This window comes from Gilliamella apis, from assembly GCF_030758615.1.
GTDB classification, from domain to species: Bacteria; Pseudomonadota; Gammaproteobacteria; order Enterobacterales; family Orbaceae; genus Gilliamella; species Gilliamella apis_A.
On sequence record NZ_CP132381.1, the window covers coordinates 2,222,719 to 2,239,185 of the forward strand.

A 16,467-nucleotide genomic window follows, 5' to 3' on the forward strand; every position below is an offset into this window, starting at 1 on the left:
CATGGAGTACAATTTACTGAATGGGGATTGTCTAGAATTAATGGAGGCAATTCCTGATGATAGTATTGATATGGTGCTATGCGATCCCCCGTACGGCACAACCAAATGCAAATGGGACACGACTCTAAATCTCGGTAAGCTTTGGAATCATATTAACAGAATAACGAAAGACAATGCGGTAGTATGTCTATTCTCAGCTCAACCATTCACCAGCGTATTAATAAATAGCAATTTAAAAAATTACCGAACTGAATGGATATGGGAAAAAACTACAGCTACTGGTTTTTTAAATGCAAAAATCCAACCGTTGCGTGCTCACGAAAATATTATTGTATTTTATCGCAAAAAACCAACATATAACCCACAAATAACACATGGACACCCTCGAAAAACTGCATCAAGAAAAAATGTTAATTCAGAGTGTTATGGCGATGCAATAAAAATGCAACATTATGATTCAACGAGCAGGTATCCGCGTGATGTTATTATTTTTCCAAGTGACAAGCAGTTGATTAGTTTACACCCAACTCAAAAGCCAGTCTCGTTGTGTGAATATTTTATAAAAACATATTCAAATGAAAACGATGTAATACTCGATTTCACAATGGGTAGTGGGACCACTGGTATAGCCTGTTTAAATATGAATCGTAAATTTATTGGAATTGAAAAAGACGATAAATATTTTGAGTTAGCAAAATCCCGAATTGAGCAATATCGTAATCAATTAGAGATAAAAAGGACGGCGTAGTATGTACAAAATAACATTACTTGAACCCAAACCACAGCATTTATCAGAATTACCGTCAGGTGCATTTTTTGTATGTCATCCAAGTAATGATAGTTGCATTTTAATGTTGTTAAATTACTCACAAAGCCTATGTGAAAAATTAGGCATCACAACTAAAAAATTTGATGAACTATTTCTAATCTGTAATGTGGAAACGGGCGATATTGAGTGTCTGGAGAAGGCAAAAGAAGCATCTATGCAAGTTTATCCTATTGAGCCAACCGCTGAAAGTTTGGTTTATAAATTAGTGTTAAAGTAGGAATGATTATCATGACAGACAATAAAAAATATGAATTAACCGACGATTCAATACAATGGTCTAGCGGGACTCTATATAGAATTAGAGCACTGCGAGATTTTGGAAATGTCAAAAAAGGAGCATTGGGCGGATTTGTGCAGAGCGAAGCAAACCTGTCTCATTATGGTGATTCTTGGGTGTATGGCGATGCTAAAGTTTATGAACGTGCACGTGTGATAGAAAATGCTAAGGTTATGCGCAATGCGAAGGTATATGGCAAAGCGATTATAAGTAAAAGCGCCTTAGTGAGCAAGGATGCGCAAGTATTTGAACGAGCAATAATAGCTGATTTTGCATCGGTGAATGGACGCGCATTTGTCAGTGGAAAGGCTATTATAAAAGATCACGCTGAAATATCCGATCACGCATGGATAGATGAAAATGCCATTGTAAGCAGACATTCGTTTGTTGGTGGAATTACGTACGTATCTCACAATGCTGAAATAGCAGTAGGCACGCCTGAATCATTTTTAGAAACCAAAGCCTTTATACATGGCGATGCATTAATTTCTGATCCAAACGATGTATTAGTTATTGGACCAATAGGATCACGAAACGATATTCTAACAGTATATCGCAGTAAGCGAGGTGGTATCGAAGTAAGCTTAGGGTGCTATCATGGAACTATTAGCGAGTTTACTCATTACGCTTGCGAGAGATATCGGAATAATGATTTATATTTGGATCAATACATAGCGACTATCTCATTTATAAAGCAGTTTTTCAAGATAAATGAAGGTGGGAAAAATCATGAAAAATAAATACAAAATAATTTACTGCGATCCCCCTTGGCAGTATAAAAACCAGAAAACACGAGCCGCAACAAACAATCACTACCCCACCCTCTCAATCCAAGACCTTAAATCACTAAACATAAAATCATTAGCAGATGATAACAGCGTGTTGATCATGTGGTATACAGATACATTCGCTAAAGAGGCGATCGAACTGTCAAAAGCGTGGGGATTTAAAGTTAAGAAGATGAAGCTTTTTACATGGGTTAAACTCAATAAAAACTATCGTCAGAACATTACTAACAGCATGAAAAAACTAGGTTGTATGAATGCTAATGATGTATTTAATTTAATCAGTGATCAACTGAGGTTTGGCATGGGTAATTATACTCGTGCTAATAGTGAAGATTGTTTGATTGCAGTAAAAGGGAAAGGCGTTAGGCGCATCAATAACTCGGTAAGTCAAATCATTTTAGCGCCAATCGGTCGGCATAGTGAAAAACCACAAGAGGCAAGGGATCGGTTGGAGCTGTTATATGGTGATATCCCACGTATTGAGCTATTTGCTCGTCAAAACGTGGATGGTTGGCACTCATGGGGCAATGAGTGTAAAAATGATATTCAATTATAAAGAGGTACTATTATGGGCGAATCAATCATATTAACTGAAAATGAATTAAAATCGTTAACCGGCTACATGATAGCGAGCAAACAAATAAGATGGTTAGAAAATAATAATATTAGTCATTATGTTAATGGAGCACAAAAACCAGTAGTGTTACGCTCAACACTAACTGGGGGTCAAAATTCAAGTAATAACATAACGGTAATTAGTAAAAAACCTAATTTTGAGGCGCTGTAGCAATGGGCAGAAGTCGAAAAGATAAAGCCGATAATAGATTGCCAGAGCGTGTGTATAAAAACAAATATTCTTACGTTTACCAACCGAGACAAGGTAAAAAAGTTACATTATGTCCGATTAGCGCAAGTATGGCTGAATTATGGGCTAAATATAATAATGAAATCGCAAAAACACATTACAAACTAACCTTTTCTAAGCTGTGGGCGTTGTTCTTAGATAGCGCCTACTTTTCAGAATTAGCACCGAGAACGCAAAAGGACTATCAGCAACATAGTAAAAAATTGCTAAAAGTATTTGGTAATGTTGATCCTGATAACATTAAACCAGAGGATATATGGAGGTATTTAGATTTAAGAGGGAAACAAAGCAAAACCCAAGCTAATCACGAAAAGTCCAGTATGTCACGTGTTTATAGTTGGGGATATGAGCGCGGTTATGTTAAAGGTAATCCTTGTCAGGGAATTTCTAAGCTAAAGGTTAAGGCTAGAGATAAATATGCTGAGGACGACGAATATTACACAATATTAGAAATCGCAAGACCGTCAGTTAGGATCGCTATGGAAATCGCATATCTATGCGCCATGCGAGTGAGTGATATCCTAAAAATTCGGTATTCACAAATACTAGATGAAGGATTGTTTGCTAAACAGGGGAAAACAGGCGTAAAACAAATAAAACTATGGACAGATAGATTAAAAGATGTTTTTGAATATGCCCGCGAACATTTCCCACCTAATGATAAGGATTCATTTTTGATATTAAATTCAAATGGCGTTGAGTACAGCTATAAAAATTTTAACGAGCATTGGAACGAAGACAAAAAGGAGGCTGAAAAAATTTTAGGTAAAGAAATTACTTTCACATTTCACGATTTAAAAGCTAAAGGCATTTCTGATTTTGAGGGAGCGACTAAAGATAAACAAATGTTTAGTGGACATAAAACAGAATCGCAAGTGCTCGTATATGATCGCAAGGTCAAAAAATCCCCTACTTTAAACCTGCCAAAAGTGACAAAATAGGTTGTAATATACGGAAATATAAAACTGTAACCCATTGCATTAAAACGGTTTCTATCACATAAAAACCACTGTATATTACAACTTTTTTCTGTAATTGATTGATTTATAATAAATTATAATCGGTCTTGAAAACCGGCGAGGGGCGACCCTCCCAGAGTTCGAATCTCTGCGCTTCCGCCATTTATTTTTATGGCAGAATCCACTGCAATGTAATAGAATCCACTAGAATCTTGGTAGTCATGAGGTTACGTGGATTTTTTTATTTCCACTTTTTCATTAATCTTATGCTCATCCCGAGTAAATCATTTCAATCCACGCTTAGAACTTGTACCAAAACATCTACCTAAAAATACTGGACTGTTTTGTATTTTTTATTAAATGCGCCTATCTCGTTCTACATAATTCAACACATTAAAAAAATGTTGGGGGATTATTCATGGCAAGGCTAATTGAAAAACTGACAGCTTTATCTGTGAAAAAAATAAATACAGCTGATTGTTATAGTGATGAAGGTGGACTTTGGCTTTGCGTTAGTCATGCGGGAGCCAAATCTTGGATTTTTCGTGTTAATTTAAAAAAGAGCGCATTGAATCAGACTTGGCGCTACACATACTGTTTCTTTGTCAGAAGTAAGAGAAGAAGCGCGCAACTGTCGAAAGTTGTTAAGTGAAAAAACAGTTGAAGAAAACAAGGATGGTTATATTTATTTGGACGTAAAGTGATTGATCGACAAACAAGCCATCACATATTTAAAGTGTTTAACATAACCGCACTATCATTAAGACAAAAAATATAGATTATATAAACTCTAATATATCACCAGTAGACATTTTTTTTGAATTTAATATTTTTTCTGCAATTTTACCTGTACAATGACATGTATAAAAATTAGTCGTATTTGTTTTTTTTAAAATTCTAAGCACGAATGGTAATTTTAATACAGAAAGCCCATTAAAATGTAATCCACCAACTATTGCATAAACTCTTTTATCCCCAGTTATTCTGATAGCTTTATTTATATGTTTCTTCAAACCAGCATGATTGCATCCGGTAATAATGACTAATCCCTTTTCTGAACAATAAACTAAACTAGAATCATCATTAATATAGTCTAACCTTATTTTATTATCAGTTTTAATAATTCCTGTGGGTAATTTGCATCCACCAACATCACCAAGAAATACCATTTTTTTTGTTAACCAAATAGCTTCTGTTGTTAACTTTATATCAAATTTTGTTTTCAATTTTTCCAAGGATAACCTGCCATCCGATCGAATTTTTAGTGGATTGATGGCATATCTTTTTTCTAATGCATCAGGATGCGCTATTAGCGTTATTTTTTCTAATGCATCCTGATTTATATTTACATGTTTTATTCCACCAGAATGATCATAATGACCGTGTGATAAAACTATATAAGTTATGTTATTTAGAGTTAAATTTTCACTCCATTCAGATCCACAATCCATTAGAATTTTTGTATTATCATCTTCAATATAAAAACTAACACCTTTATTGGGGCTTAATTTGAAGCCTCTAATATCATTAATTAATAATTTTATTTTCATATACTACTCAAAACATGATTTTCCAAAAAAACTAACAAGCATGGTAAATTGAGATTTCCAAAGAAAGAAGTAGCAGCTCCATACCCATTTAATACATTATCCAATGAACAAAGAGGGAAAACTCCAATATGAGATATATAATTATCAAAAATTTTATTTGATGTCACTTAATATCTTATTGCTCTACATGTTGCTGCATTTCCTGTTGCACATGTAGGCTTATTATTTTTAATAACCAGAAAATTCTCCCCACCGACTTCCATAAAAACGTCTTGGTTTGATTTTCTGAAAGCAGGATTGGATGTTATTTTGCTTTTTATATCTCTTTTAAATCTATCGGCCATATTTTTTTCACTAACATAGAATGATTTTATATCTACTTTAGAATCTTTTTTTATTTTTCTTATTAATTTATTCACATATATAGGCATAACGTAAGGCGATACAGCTTGTTTTCTATAGTGATTAGAGCCATCAATTTCTTCTCCGTCACTTTTTCCATGTAAAAATCATGTATTTCCATTTCTAATATAAGAACAGTGATATTTTTTTAGTCAGAAATGATGCTAAACACAGTCGTAAGTCATGAATTTTATCCTCTAATAGATATATGTTGGGTGAGCATGTATCAATTCAAAGGTTATTTAATTGAATAAACTAGCTATATTAGATCTCTCATTCTTTTTTTTAAATGAAAATAATTGTCAAGGAATAAATAACCATTTGAAATATAAAGAGTTAAATAAATCAATAATTTTATTTTATAAAATGAAGTCAGCTTATTTGTTCAAGACAATATTAGTCACCCATTTATATAATGTCGTTAACTTTTCACAATCTAATAACCAAACAAGAGATGGAGTAACATAATAAAAAATAATATGGAAGTGGCTATGTCTGTGAATTTTTTACTCGGTTGTGAGGGTAATTATATTACGGGTCAAACTCTAGTTATTGATGGTGGAATGTCTGCTTAATGAAACAGTATTTTGTGATGCTGTTCATAGAAGCAATGATTAAAATAAAAGATGTAAATGGAGTGTACGATGGAAAACAACACCGATGGCCGACAATTCAATGGTTTAACACGATATAAAAAATTGATTATTTTATCTGTTATTTTCCTTGTTTCAGGGATAGGATATTTCATTTTTTGGTACATGTTTTCTCGGTTTACAGAATCTACAGATAATGCGTATGTTATGGGAAATCAAATTCCAATTCATACTCAAATAAGCGGAGGAATCTCCTCCATTTACGTTGATGATAATGACTTTGTAAGAAAAAAAGATGTTATCGCTCAATTAGAATCAATTGATGCTGAAAATAATTTTAGTTATGCAAAAAATGAATTAGCCAAGGTAATAAGAGAAATTCAACAGATCAAACTGACAACTGAAAAATTGTCAGCAAGTATTCAATTAAAGCAAGCGACATTAGATAAATTAGAAAAAGATTTAGCTCGGAGAGAAGGCCTTTGGTCTCGTAATGCTATTTCAAAAGAAGAAATAGAGCATGCTAGGCAAGATGTATTAATTGCGTTAAATGACTTAAAAATTTCCAAGCAAGAGTTAGAAATTAATAATGCCCTATTAATGCAGAATTCATTATTAGAACAACCACGTATTCAGCAAGCTATTTCTAAACTAAAGGAAGCTTGGCTTAACTTAAAACGAGTAACAATTGTTTCCCCTGTCACTGGATATGTTTCGAGGCGCCAAGTCCAAGTTGGAACACAGGTTAATAGAGGAGAACGATTATTAGTTATTGTTCCTTTGGATCAAGTTTGGGTAGAAGCTAACTTTAAAGAAGTTCAATTAAAACACATTCGAATAGGACAAAAAGTTAAGTTAACTAGTGATTTTTATGGAGATGATATTAAATTCGACGGGGTGATTACAGGAATTGCTATGGGAACGGGAAGTGCATTTTCGTTATTACCAGCACAAAATGCAACAGGAAATTGGATTAAAGTAGTTCAGCGTTTACCTGTTCGTATTGAATTGAATAAAGAGCAACTTAAGGAATATCCATTACGGGTAGGGTTATCTATGTATGTAACAGTAGATACCAGTGATGTAAGTGGAAAATTACTTACTGATATTTCACCTCAAGAAATTAAATATCAAACAGATGTACTTGCTTACGACTTAGATGAATTCGAGCAACTAGTACGAGAAATTATGCAAAATAACTTAATTTTAGAGAGTAATATTCAGTGAATCATAAAATGTCACCATTATATCTATCAGGTGCAAAATTAATTGGGCTTATTGTTGCATTGGCAACAGTGGCCTTCTTACAAATTTTAGATTTAACAATTGCCAATGTAGCTCTCTCTACTATTGCTGGAAACCTAGGAACATCAAGTAGTCAAGCAACATGGGTAATTACATCATTTGCCGTATCCAATGCCATTTCAATTCCTTTATCTGGATGGCTAGCTAAGTACTTTGGGGAAGTTAAATTATTTTTGTTTTCAATTTTTTTGTTTGTTTTAGCCTCTTGGCTATGTGGTGTCTCTAACAGCCTTGAAATGTTAATTATTTCACGAGTACTACAAGGTGCGGTTTCTGGACCAATTATTCCTCTTTCTCAAAGCTTATTATTAGCTAACTCTCCAGATTCCAAAAAAAATATGTCTTTAGCAATATGGTCGATGACTATTATTATTGCTCCCGTCTGCGGACCTATTTTGGGTGGATGGATAAGTGACAATTTATTTTGGGGCTGGATTTTTTTACTAAATGTGCCAATTGGTCTAATAGCATGGATAAGTATTAGAATATTATTAAAAGGACGAGAAACAGAAATAAGTAAATCTCGAATAGATACTATCGGGCTTGCTTTATTAATATTTGGTGTTGGTAGTTTACAGCTTATTTTAGATAGAGGAAAAGAACTGGATTGGTTTAATTCATCTGAAATTATTATTTTATCTGTGATAGCGTTAGTAACACTTTCTTTTTTTGTTCTTTGGGAAATGACATCGAATCATCCTATTGTTGATCTATCTTTATTTAGATCAAGAAATTTTACAGTAGGGACGATTTGCATAAGTTTGGCATTTTTGCTACATATAGGGACATTAGTTATGCAACCACAGCTATTACAACGAGTTTTTGGTTATACTGCAACGTGGGCAGGATTAGCATTGTCTCCCATCGGTTTAGTTCCTATTGTTCTTGCTCCAATAGTCGGCCGTTTTGTTCCTTATTTAGATATGAGGAAGCTTGTGACTTTTGGTTTCATTGTTTTTGCTTTGTGCTTTTTTTGGAGAGCTTACTCGTTTGAGCCTAATATGGATTTTTCGAGTTCTGCATGGCCCCAATTCTTTCAAGGATTTGCGATAGCTTGCTTTGTTATGCCTTTGAATATAATAATTTTAACTGATATACCTTCTCACAAGTTAGCGGCAGCAGGAAGTTTATTTAATTTTTTTAGAACATTATCTACTTCCATTGGTACTTCTTTAACAAATTCATTATGGGAACATCGTGAAGCAATTCATCACAACCAACTAACTGATCTAATGAATCAAAATATACAAACGCTAGAATACACTTATCAGCAGTTTCAGTTGCAAGGTTTGTCTGAAACTCAAGTTTCGGCAAAACTAGCACAAAATATTACTAATCAAGGGCTGGTAATCGCAACCAACGAAATTTTTTGGCTATATGGAATTATTTTTCTACTATTAATCATAGTTGTTTGGTTTGCAAAATCAACTATTACATCAAAGAATGAAATAGAAAAATAGTTGGTTGGGTAAGTACTTAATTAATAACAAGATTATAATATTTTGAAAAATAAAAATGAACTTCAAAAACTTTATTGATGGGATTATCTACATGCAATGTACATGTTTTTTCTTTGTTTATACCTATGCAAAAAATATCTTCATATGAAAGTATAATACCAATTGAGCTAAACGCCTTATATAAACTCTCTTGGGCTGAAAATACTAAAGTAATGTAATGTGTTATGTCCATTATGATATCACTGGGAGTAGGACATTTTAGGATCGTTTGACTTAAATCAATTGCTTTTTGAGTGGACATTATTTTTTCTATATCAACTCCTATGCTTTCAACCTCATTTGAGTGTTTTATTGTAACCACAGTTACAAAATTATTAGATTGAGATATTGAACCAGCTATGTTTTTAGGCCATAAAACGGCTCCGTTGGAACTTTTTAGTCTCCAGTAATATTCTCCATCACGCAATAAGTTTTCTAATGCCGTAGCTGAACACATTCTACTAGCTAAGAACTCTATTTTTCTTCTTACTGGAAATTATTGAACATCTTTTTTTAATTTTAATGGTAAATCATCAAAATTATTAATATTAAAATTATCTACTGAAAATGGCAAAAAGATTGCGAAATATTTTGAGATCCTATAATAAAATTTTTGGTGATAGGTTTAAAATAGCCAAAAATACGTTTGTATTGTTCTTGATTAACTTTATATATGATATGTGTTATCCTTTAGTTAGTTTTAGTTAATCGAATTACGTATATATAGTCTTTACATATGGTTTATGTTACTGTTTTTGATGACAAGGATGTTTATTTAGCAAGGATAAAATATCATGTTAGACAATGATTTGTTAGTTAAAGTGCACCGACAAAATTTATCTACATTGCTTTTTATAAACAATATCACGACGGATTGGCATCGTCACCCTTCTCTTCAATTGACAATATCATTGCACAATATGTCTTTTGAACTAGAAACACCAGATGAAAAAAAAGATGTGTTTGGTTTTATTATTCAATCAAATGTTCCTCATAAACTGAGCGCACCAGATGTCTGTTGTATTAATTTGCTTATTGACCCAGAAAATCCCTATTATCACTTATTATCGCATTTTACTGAAACTAATCCTGTTTATTTTCTAACTAAAGAAGAAGCATTAAAAATTGCCAGTTATTTTATGAAATCTGTTACGATTAGCCAACCATTTGATCTTTATCACGTCTATAAGTTATTACGTGAGTCAGATCCTAATTGTTCATGTGATCAAGATAACCGCATTAATAAAGCAGTCTCCATTATTTCATCATTACCCATAAAGCAAATTTCATCGAGGGAAATCGCCGAAAAAATACACCTTTCTGAAAGTCGCTTTCTTCATCTTTTTCGTTCTGAGTTGGGTATTAATTTCAGGGGTTATCTATTGTGGAAAAGATTACAGGATGTAATTGATACACTCGACTCCCCTACAACACTGACAAAATTAGCCAATGATATGGGATTTTCTGATTCGGCTCATTTTAGCAGAACATGTTTATCTAGTTTGGGGCTGAGACCATCACAACTGAAACGAGCTTTAATAATTGATAATAAAGACACTATATGCGGAAAACATTACTGTTTGTACAGCGTATTTCAGGCATTACATACCTAAAATACACTGTATTATCGTTTATATACTACTAACTGAATATAAGATTCTTCATTTCAGAAATATTGACCAAAGATTGCATTTGATTAATCGCAATACCATTGAGCTGTATCAAGCGTTCGCAAGCACTTATACCTTGATGAATTAAGACTGAGTTAATACTTTCCAAATTAGATAAAATGACTAATTGCTCTTTTGAATCATTATGTAAACAATTAACAATGCATCCGAATATGGAAAAAATACACTTGATAAATATTGAAGATAGTATGTTACATTTTCATATTGAGTACAAAACTAGAGGAACACCTATTCCTCATACACATCGTTATTATGATAAAAAATTAAATTTAATCAATATACGTTTAACCGAGAATATAACTATATAAAAAATATATATTTGCAAGTATTCTATCTGGAATTTTTTGGTAAAGAAATAACTGATTTCAGGATAAGTCATTTTTATTGTAGTGTTAGTTATCTTTCTTCCCTGTAGTATCACTTCATCATTTATTTGTAAAAATAATTGAGGAGTGTATACCATCAAATTAATATTTGGGGATTAATAAAGCACTCTCGTTTGGATGATTATGGATAAAGGAGTTAGCTATGCTTAAGGCTCATTCTAACTAACAAACTATTGCCTAAAGAGACATATTACTACAAAAGTATAACATCCTATTTAGGCATTAAAGTTCATGATGTACTAGAAATAACAAAATAAATATAGATTTAATAGTACTGAAACAGTCTTTGATTAAAGGTTAATATTTAAATCTTCTTGCAACTGTTTTGCTTTCGCAACTGCTGTTGACTTTAATTTTGATGAAGCTATTTCGTGCAGACCTTCCCATTTAGCATCTTTGTTTGTTATGTAACCACGCAATGCAGCTTCTTTCAAATAAGCAGCATACTGTAACGATATATCTAAAATACGATTTGTCCAGACTGGTATTTTTTCCCCTCGACTAACAAGATTACCAACAAAACGAACACATTCAATTAAAATAGGCCAAAGTAGCGGTAAAAATTTAATTTCTTTTTCTAATGACCTAATAAGTTTTGCAGGACTTACAATGGGATTTTTTAAAAATAGTAAAATTGCTCTACGAACAGTTCCTTCATCAATACGACCCGTTAAAACATAATTTTCAGCAAAATAGGCACCCTCGCCATCTTGAGCAAGAAGCCCAATAACAACCATTAATAAAGTATTCGATAATGCGGGTATTTCTGTACTAGATAATGGTTCATATTTATTACTTAGCCAATTTAGAAATAATGAAACATTTGATAATGCTGGTATTTTTGTACTAGACAATGGGCCATCTTCATTTTTTAACCAATTTCGATATTTGCTGACCAGTAAGGCTTTTTTATCATTATCCCAATGCAAATAAACACTTTTCTGGCTATCCGTTGTAAATTTAGGCTGTTCTATGGGGGCTGGATATGCTTGACATTGCCCTTCTTCTAAATCATAAAACCAATTTGTTTTTACTATATGAAAAACTCGGTCATTAATATCTGGTAGTTTCAATGTAAAAATGAAAGCGGAATTAGATTTGCTTTGCTCAAATAAATCAATTGAGATAATAGCGCCATCATCAAGTACCGGAATGTTTTTTTCTTTTTTAGGCCAAATTTTATCAAAATCAGTTACATTAACTTCATTAGATTTTTTTGATTTAACAGACTTAATGTCTGGTAATTGAGTAATAATATATTTTGCTACATTGATTACCCGTGAACTGCCTGTTTTTTCAGCTAAAGTTCTCAAACCTAAAAGATCCAGTTGATTTGGCGACGCAAGTCCATTGGTAACTGCAAACTGAACTTCGGGTAAAAATTCTGCTATAGCATTTACAATTTCATCAGTTCCCACTAGTAATCTCGGCGCTTTTAAAGAGGCTAAAATTAATTCGTCTAAAATTGGCCATACAACAGATAAAAGCCCTTGCTGAGCAATATTTGACAGCGTTGCAACTAAGCTAACTAATTTAGAAGGAGTGCTATTTATCCAGTCTAGTAAGAAAACATCAGCAATTCCTGGTATAAGCAAACCTCTTTCCCATGCCTCATTCACGGCTAAGGCTATATCAGCTATAGCACGGGGTGATGCTGAACGCTGTGCAGCGAGAATATTCATTGCAACACCAGCAGTAAACGGTATTTGCCGTTTTGCAATTTGCCTAAAAATGAGGCCTTTGGCATGCTCCATTTCATTGAATGAGGAAACACTCAGTCGAATAGCCGCATCACCCCAGAGCGGAAACACAGAAAATGCACTAGTAGTCAAATCACGTAAAGAATCAAACCGTTTAGGAAAGTATTGTAATGATGGAGTGGTTGGAATTTTTATATCCCCAAAATATTCCTCATTATAATCTAATAAAACTTCTTTTACAGGGCAATCAAGATAAGCTAAAACTATGTCACCAGCGTTAACAGGCATTTTTTTACCTGATTGTAAAATGACATCAACCTTTAACGTTTTTAATAAGTTTAAATTTTTACTACTTTGTGTTTTGGTATCCAAACGAGTTAAAGCTAAAAATATATCTGCTTCAAGTGCATGAATATTATTTTTCTGATATTTTTCTAGCCGTTTACAAAGATCATCAACTGTAATTGAAAGATCACTCTTACTGGGAGTTGATAAAATACAAGGTAATTGATCTAAATTTTTACAAACTACATAATTACGAGCATGCAATACTTCATGTACCATATCTTTCTGATCAGCGCCCCAATAGCCTTCAGGTTCGATTCCTTTCACCCAACAAGCAATTAAATAAAATAGCACATCAAAAGATATTGTTTTCAATCCAGCCAAACTTGTTTTAGCCGATTGAGGATCGGTATAAGCGATCTTATTTGCAACAGCTAAAAATCTTTCAGCAACAGTATCACAAACAAACTCTCTTCGATTAACCAGTTCACTGGCAAGCTCTGTTAGTGCTTGAGGTGTAACTTCTCCCCAATCAAATTGAGGACATATCCATAAAGATGGTGTTTTTTGCCAAAGATGTTTAATGTCCTGTGTATGACTTTCTTCAATTTGTGCATAATTGAGTTGCCAATGGTTAGCCAATTGACGAGCTAACTTTGCAATAGATTTATCTTTATCGTCACACCATATCGCCAGCCATGGTGTGAGTTGCGCTACATCATTAGGGGCTACTCTTGTCATTGCTGTTTTTAAAACTAACTGTTTTGTTGATTTAACCTTTGCTGAAAATGAGGCTATCATTACCTCATTAAAAAGTTCATCATCAACATTCTCAATCAATATAGGCGCAATTTTTGCAATTACACTTGATTCACCTTTGGCAAGTAAAGGAATCAAAATTGCTGCTCTTTCATGTAACGTTGTAGTACTTATCCCCAACTCATCTATAGCACTAACCCAAACCTTTCTATCCCCAGGTCGAATAGCATTATCTAACGCAAAAAAGATAAACTCTATTGCATCGTGTTTTGAGAGCCAACCTTGTTTAACACCTTCGATAAATACAGAAAAGAATGGTCCGGTTGCAGGTACATTGACGGCAATCCCTATTTTAATATGCTCAGAAAACCTGCGTTTTATTTGTTCTTGTGTTGGTAACTCTTGTGTCGATACTGCTCTAGAATAGTCTTCAGCAGGTAATCCCATGGACAAAGCAGCATAAACGGCCCAATCTTTCATATATTCGTAGCTTTCAGGAATAGCTAAATTTAACTGATCAACAAGTTGAACTGCAATATCACCAAATACACTTGAAGAGTGTTCAAATACTCTTCTTCTGGATACGCAAGCTTTGCTGATAAAGTTAGTCGCATACTTTTCACCCTTATCCTTAATAATAGGCAGTAATAATGGCCTATCAGCAAAATAAGCAAACTCTAGAGCACGGGTGATAGAAACTCCAATCCTAATAGCATACAATGTAATATGTTTGAGATTGCATTCAATATATCCTTCATTGGTGTAAGTACTGTTCGCTTCTCTTTTAATAAGACGCTCCCAGTCTCCATTTTTTAGACCATTCAGCGCAATTTTTTGTTGTTCTTTTGTTCCTAGTGGTTGCTGTAATATGGTATCTATAGTTACTTTTTCCCATCCCAAAGAGTTAAAAATAGCGACGGCTTCTTCAAGCTTAGAGTTCATAAATACCTTCCTTGATTTGTACAGCTAAAACGTGCTTACAGGGGCCTTTTTTCTGTTGATTTTTAAGATACCAACTACATGTACATTGAGGATTGCAATTCAATTGATTTGTTGGAATAGACACTCGATAACTATCATCTGTAGAATTGACTATCCATGTCATCTCATCAATTTTTTCGATCCGATCAACTAATTTATGCGCACCAATAAGCCGTGGGTTATCTTTTAAAACTCGGTTCGGATCTTCTGGTAACTCGCGATGAAAATAAGAACCTTCATATGCATCAAACCCAAGTTTTCCACAAACGGCAAGATAAGCAAGTGCCCGCTCAATGCGATAATCCTCTAATGCTGAAGCATTTGACAATTGTTCTTTATTAATAAGCGCATCAAACTGTAAAAGATCATTCACTATTTTTGAATCTTTTTGTTCTGCTGATGAAACTAAAGAGGTTAACAATACTCCTTCACCAGAATATCCTTGCCATGCTTCAGCTGTTAAGCTGAGTGTTAAACGAGCGCCCAAAAGGCTTACTTCAATCATGCATGGCCCCTGCTCGTTATTTTGCAAACAGTAAAAGGTTAAACTTATAATATTAGTTATTAGACGTTTAAGTGCATTAAGACGATGCAAGCCAGATATATAAACACTATGCGTATCGCTTCTAGGCATTAATTTAATACCTGAACGCGATAGTACAAGCCAACCAGATTGATTTTTACTCGTTACATTAGGTAGAGTACTCACAAACATTTGTGCTTGAGGTCCTTTTATTGTAAAAACTGGCTTCATGTTTTTATGGATTTCAGCGATATTGCCTAAAGCTCTTATCCACCGATTAGGCATTTGAACAGGCCGTTGTAAAATGATTTTATCTAACCCTTTGAGATGATTGCCTTTATCCTCTATATGCCGTGTTACTAACCCTTGATCACCTATATTTAAATGAAGTCTGTCTTTACTATTAACCTTAGCAAGAGCTTGTCTTAAACCAATACCAATATCAACATTAGTAGTACCTCGATAAATCTCTCCATCAAGGCCTTCTCTTAATAAATCTAAACGTGCATATACCCCATTACAGGCAGAAAAACACTCTGCTCTTACACGATCGCCTTGCGCTGAAAGTACCGGATCTTTTTGAAACTCAGGCTTATACTGGAAATAGTTCGTAGAAGTAATGTCTGCTAATACAAGCAATCCTCTTGCAATAATTTGAGGGTAAAGAGCAAAACCAGAAAAAAATACCGGATGATTAACAATACCTGTTGGCGTCAATGCAGGAGAAAGCGCTAAAGCTAGTGCTCCATCAGTAAAATTTGATTGCTGAAAAAAAGCTCGCACGTTTTTTCCTAAATAAAAAAATTAAAACAAATACTACATATTATATCTGTTACGATTATATTGTTTATTAATAATTAGTTTATCAAAAAACACCAAAAAAGTGAGTTTTTTTAAAGGGAAACATTGCTTTTAGCATTTATTTATTAGAAGATTATTTATGTTCGGTTTTTTATGAAAAATATCTGTTTTTTACTCTTATCTGTCCATTGTGTTGGCAATATTGAGCGCCAAACATTTCTACAATAACCAAATTGAAATGCAATAAACGGCGATCTTTACTGAAATGCATATT

14 protein-coding genes and 1 pseudogene are annotated in these 16,467 nt (G+C 33.5%); 9 read left to right on the plus strand and 6 right to left on the minus strand.

Annotated elements, in window-relative coordinates:
• Position 1: 1 nt before the first annotated feature.
• The 6 genes from RAM17_RS10345 to RAM17_RS10370 are packed head-to-tail and all read left to right on the plus strand — an operon-like array spanning position 2 to position 3,700.
• Positions 2-748 carry a DNA-methyltransferase gene (locus tag RAM17_RS10345; RefSeq protein ID WP_110447347.1) on the plus strand — a complete coding sequence of 249 codons (747 nt, stop codon included), beginning with the start codon at positions 2-4 and terminating at the stop codon, positions 746-748.
• 1 nt (position 749) lies between these two features.
• A complete protein-coding gene (locus tag RAM17_RS10350) occupies positions 750-1,046 on the plus strand; it encodes a hypothetical protein (protein ID WP_110447346.1) in 297 nt (98 codons plus the stop codon).
• Between the two features lie 11 nt (positions 1,047-1,057).
• Positions 1,058-1,846 carry a polymer-forming cytoskeletal protein gene (locus tag RAM17_RS10355; RefSeq protein ID WP_110447345.1) on the plus strand — a complete coding sequence of 263 codons (789 nt, stop codon included), beginning with the start codon at positions 1,058-1,060 and terminating at the stop codon, positions 1,844-1,846.
• Complete coding sequence (locus RAM17_RS10360; RefSeq protein WP_110447344.1) at positions 1,836-2,450, plus strand: MT-A70 family methyltransferase; 615 nt, start codon at positions 1,836-1,838, stop codon at positions 2,448-2,450. The genes RAM17_RS10355 and RAM17_RS10360 overlap by 11 nt, the downstream gene beginning before the upstream one ends.
• Before the next feature lie 12 nt (positions 2,451-2,462).
• The gene (locus tag RAM17_RS10365; protein WP_110447343.1) at positions 2,463-2,681 is read left to right on the plus strand and encodes a DUF4224 domain-containing protein; all 219 of its coding nucleotides are present in this window, start codon (positions 2,463-2,465) and stop codon (positions 2,679-2,681) included.
• Between the two features lie 2 nt (positions 2,682-2,683).
• A complete protein-coding gene (locus RAM17_RS10370) occupies positions 2,684-3,700 on the plus strand; it encodes a tyrosine-type recombinase/integrase (RefSeq protein ID WP_110447342.1) in 1,017 nt (338 codons plus the stop codon).
• Between the two features lie 797 nt (positions 3,701-4,497).
• Here the strand turns inward: RAM17_RS10370 and RAM17_RS10375 are convergent.
• Both RAM17_RS10375 and RAM17_RS10380 read right to left on the minus strand, forming a co-directional pair.
• Positions 4,498-5,268 carry an MBL fold metallo-hydrolase gene (locus RAM17_RS10375; RefSeq protein WP_110447340.1) on the minus strand — a complete coding sequence of 257 codons (771 nt, stop codon included), beginning with the start codon at positions 5,266-5,268 and terminating at the stop codon, positions 4,498-4,500.
• A 167-nt stretch (positions 5,269-5,435) separates the two neighbouring features.
• On the minus strand, positions 5,436-5,687 hold the full coding sequence (locus tag RAM17_RS10380; RefSeq protein WP_146208310.1) for a hypothetical protein: 252 nt from the start codon (positions 5,685-5,687) through the stop codon (positions 5,436-5,438).
• A 627-nt stretch (positions 5,688-6,314) separates the two neighbouring features.
• On the opposite strand from RAM17_RS10380, the gene RAM17_RS10385 reads away from it, so the two are divergent.
• Both RAM17_RS10385 and RAM17_RS10390 read left to right on the plus strand, forming a co-directional pair.
• Positions 6,315-7,490, plus strand: coding sequence for an HlyD family secretion protein (locus RAM17_RS10385; RefSeq protein WP_110447338.1), 1,176 nt, complete (start codon positions 6,315-6,317; stop codon positions 7,488-7,490).
• 8 nt (positions 7,491-7,498) lie between these two features.
• Positions 7,499-9,028: a DHA2 family efflux MFS transporter permease subunit gene (locus RAM17_RS10390; RefSeq protein ID WP_110448028.1), complete on the plus strand. Its 1,530-nt coding sequence runs from the start codon at positions 7,499-7,501 to the stop codon at positions 9,026-9,028.
• A gap of 16 nt (positions 9,029-9,044) precedes the next feature.
• On the opposite strand, the gene RAM17_RS10395 is transcribed toward RAM17_RS10390, so the two are convergent.
• The gene (locus RAM17_RS10395; RefSeq protein WP_110447337.1) at positions 9,045-9,524 is read right to left on the minus strand and encodes a 4'-phosphopantetheinyl transferase family protein; all 480 of its coding nucleotides are present in this window, start codon (positions 9,522-9,524) and stop codon (positions 9,045-9,047) included.
• A 337-nt stretch (positions 9,525-9,861) separates the two neighbouring features.
• Here RAM17_RS10395 and RAM17_RS10400 point away from each other — a divergent pair, with 337 nt between their 5' ends.
• Positions 9,862-10,680, plus strand: coding sequence for a helix-turn-helix domain-containing protein (locus tag RAM17_RS10400; protein ID WP_110447336.1), 819 nt, complete (start codon positions 9,862-9,864; stop codon positions 10,678-10,680).
• Positions 10,681-10,708: 28 nt separating this feature from the next.
• On the opposite strand, the pseudogene RAM17_RS12620 reads toward RAM17_RS10400, so the two are convergent.
• The 3 genes and pseudogenes from RAM17_RS12620 to RAM17_RS10410 form a co-directional block, all read right to left on the minus strand.
• Positions 10,709-10,870, minus strand: a pseudogene (locus RAM17_RS12620) (KilA-N domain-containing protein); the annotation flags it as partial.
• Between the two features lie 564 nt (positions 10,871-11,434).
• Complete coding sequence (locus RAM17_RS10405) at positions 11,435-14,830, minus strand: hypothetical protein (RefSeq protein WP_110447335.1); 3,396 nt, start codon at positions 14,828-14,830, stop codon at positions 11,435-11,437.
• Positions 14,820-16,175 (minus strand): SWIM zinc finger family protein, encoded by a 1,356-nt coding sequence (locus tag RAM17_RS10410; RefSeq protein ID WP_110447334.1) that lies wholly within the window; start codon positions 16,173-16,175, stop codon positions 14,820-14,822. The genes RAM17_RS10405 and RAM17_RS10410 overlap by 11 nt, the downstream gene beginning before the upstream one ends.
• Positions 16,176-16,467 lie beyond the last annotated feature (292 nt).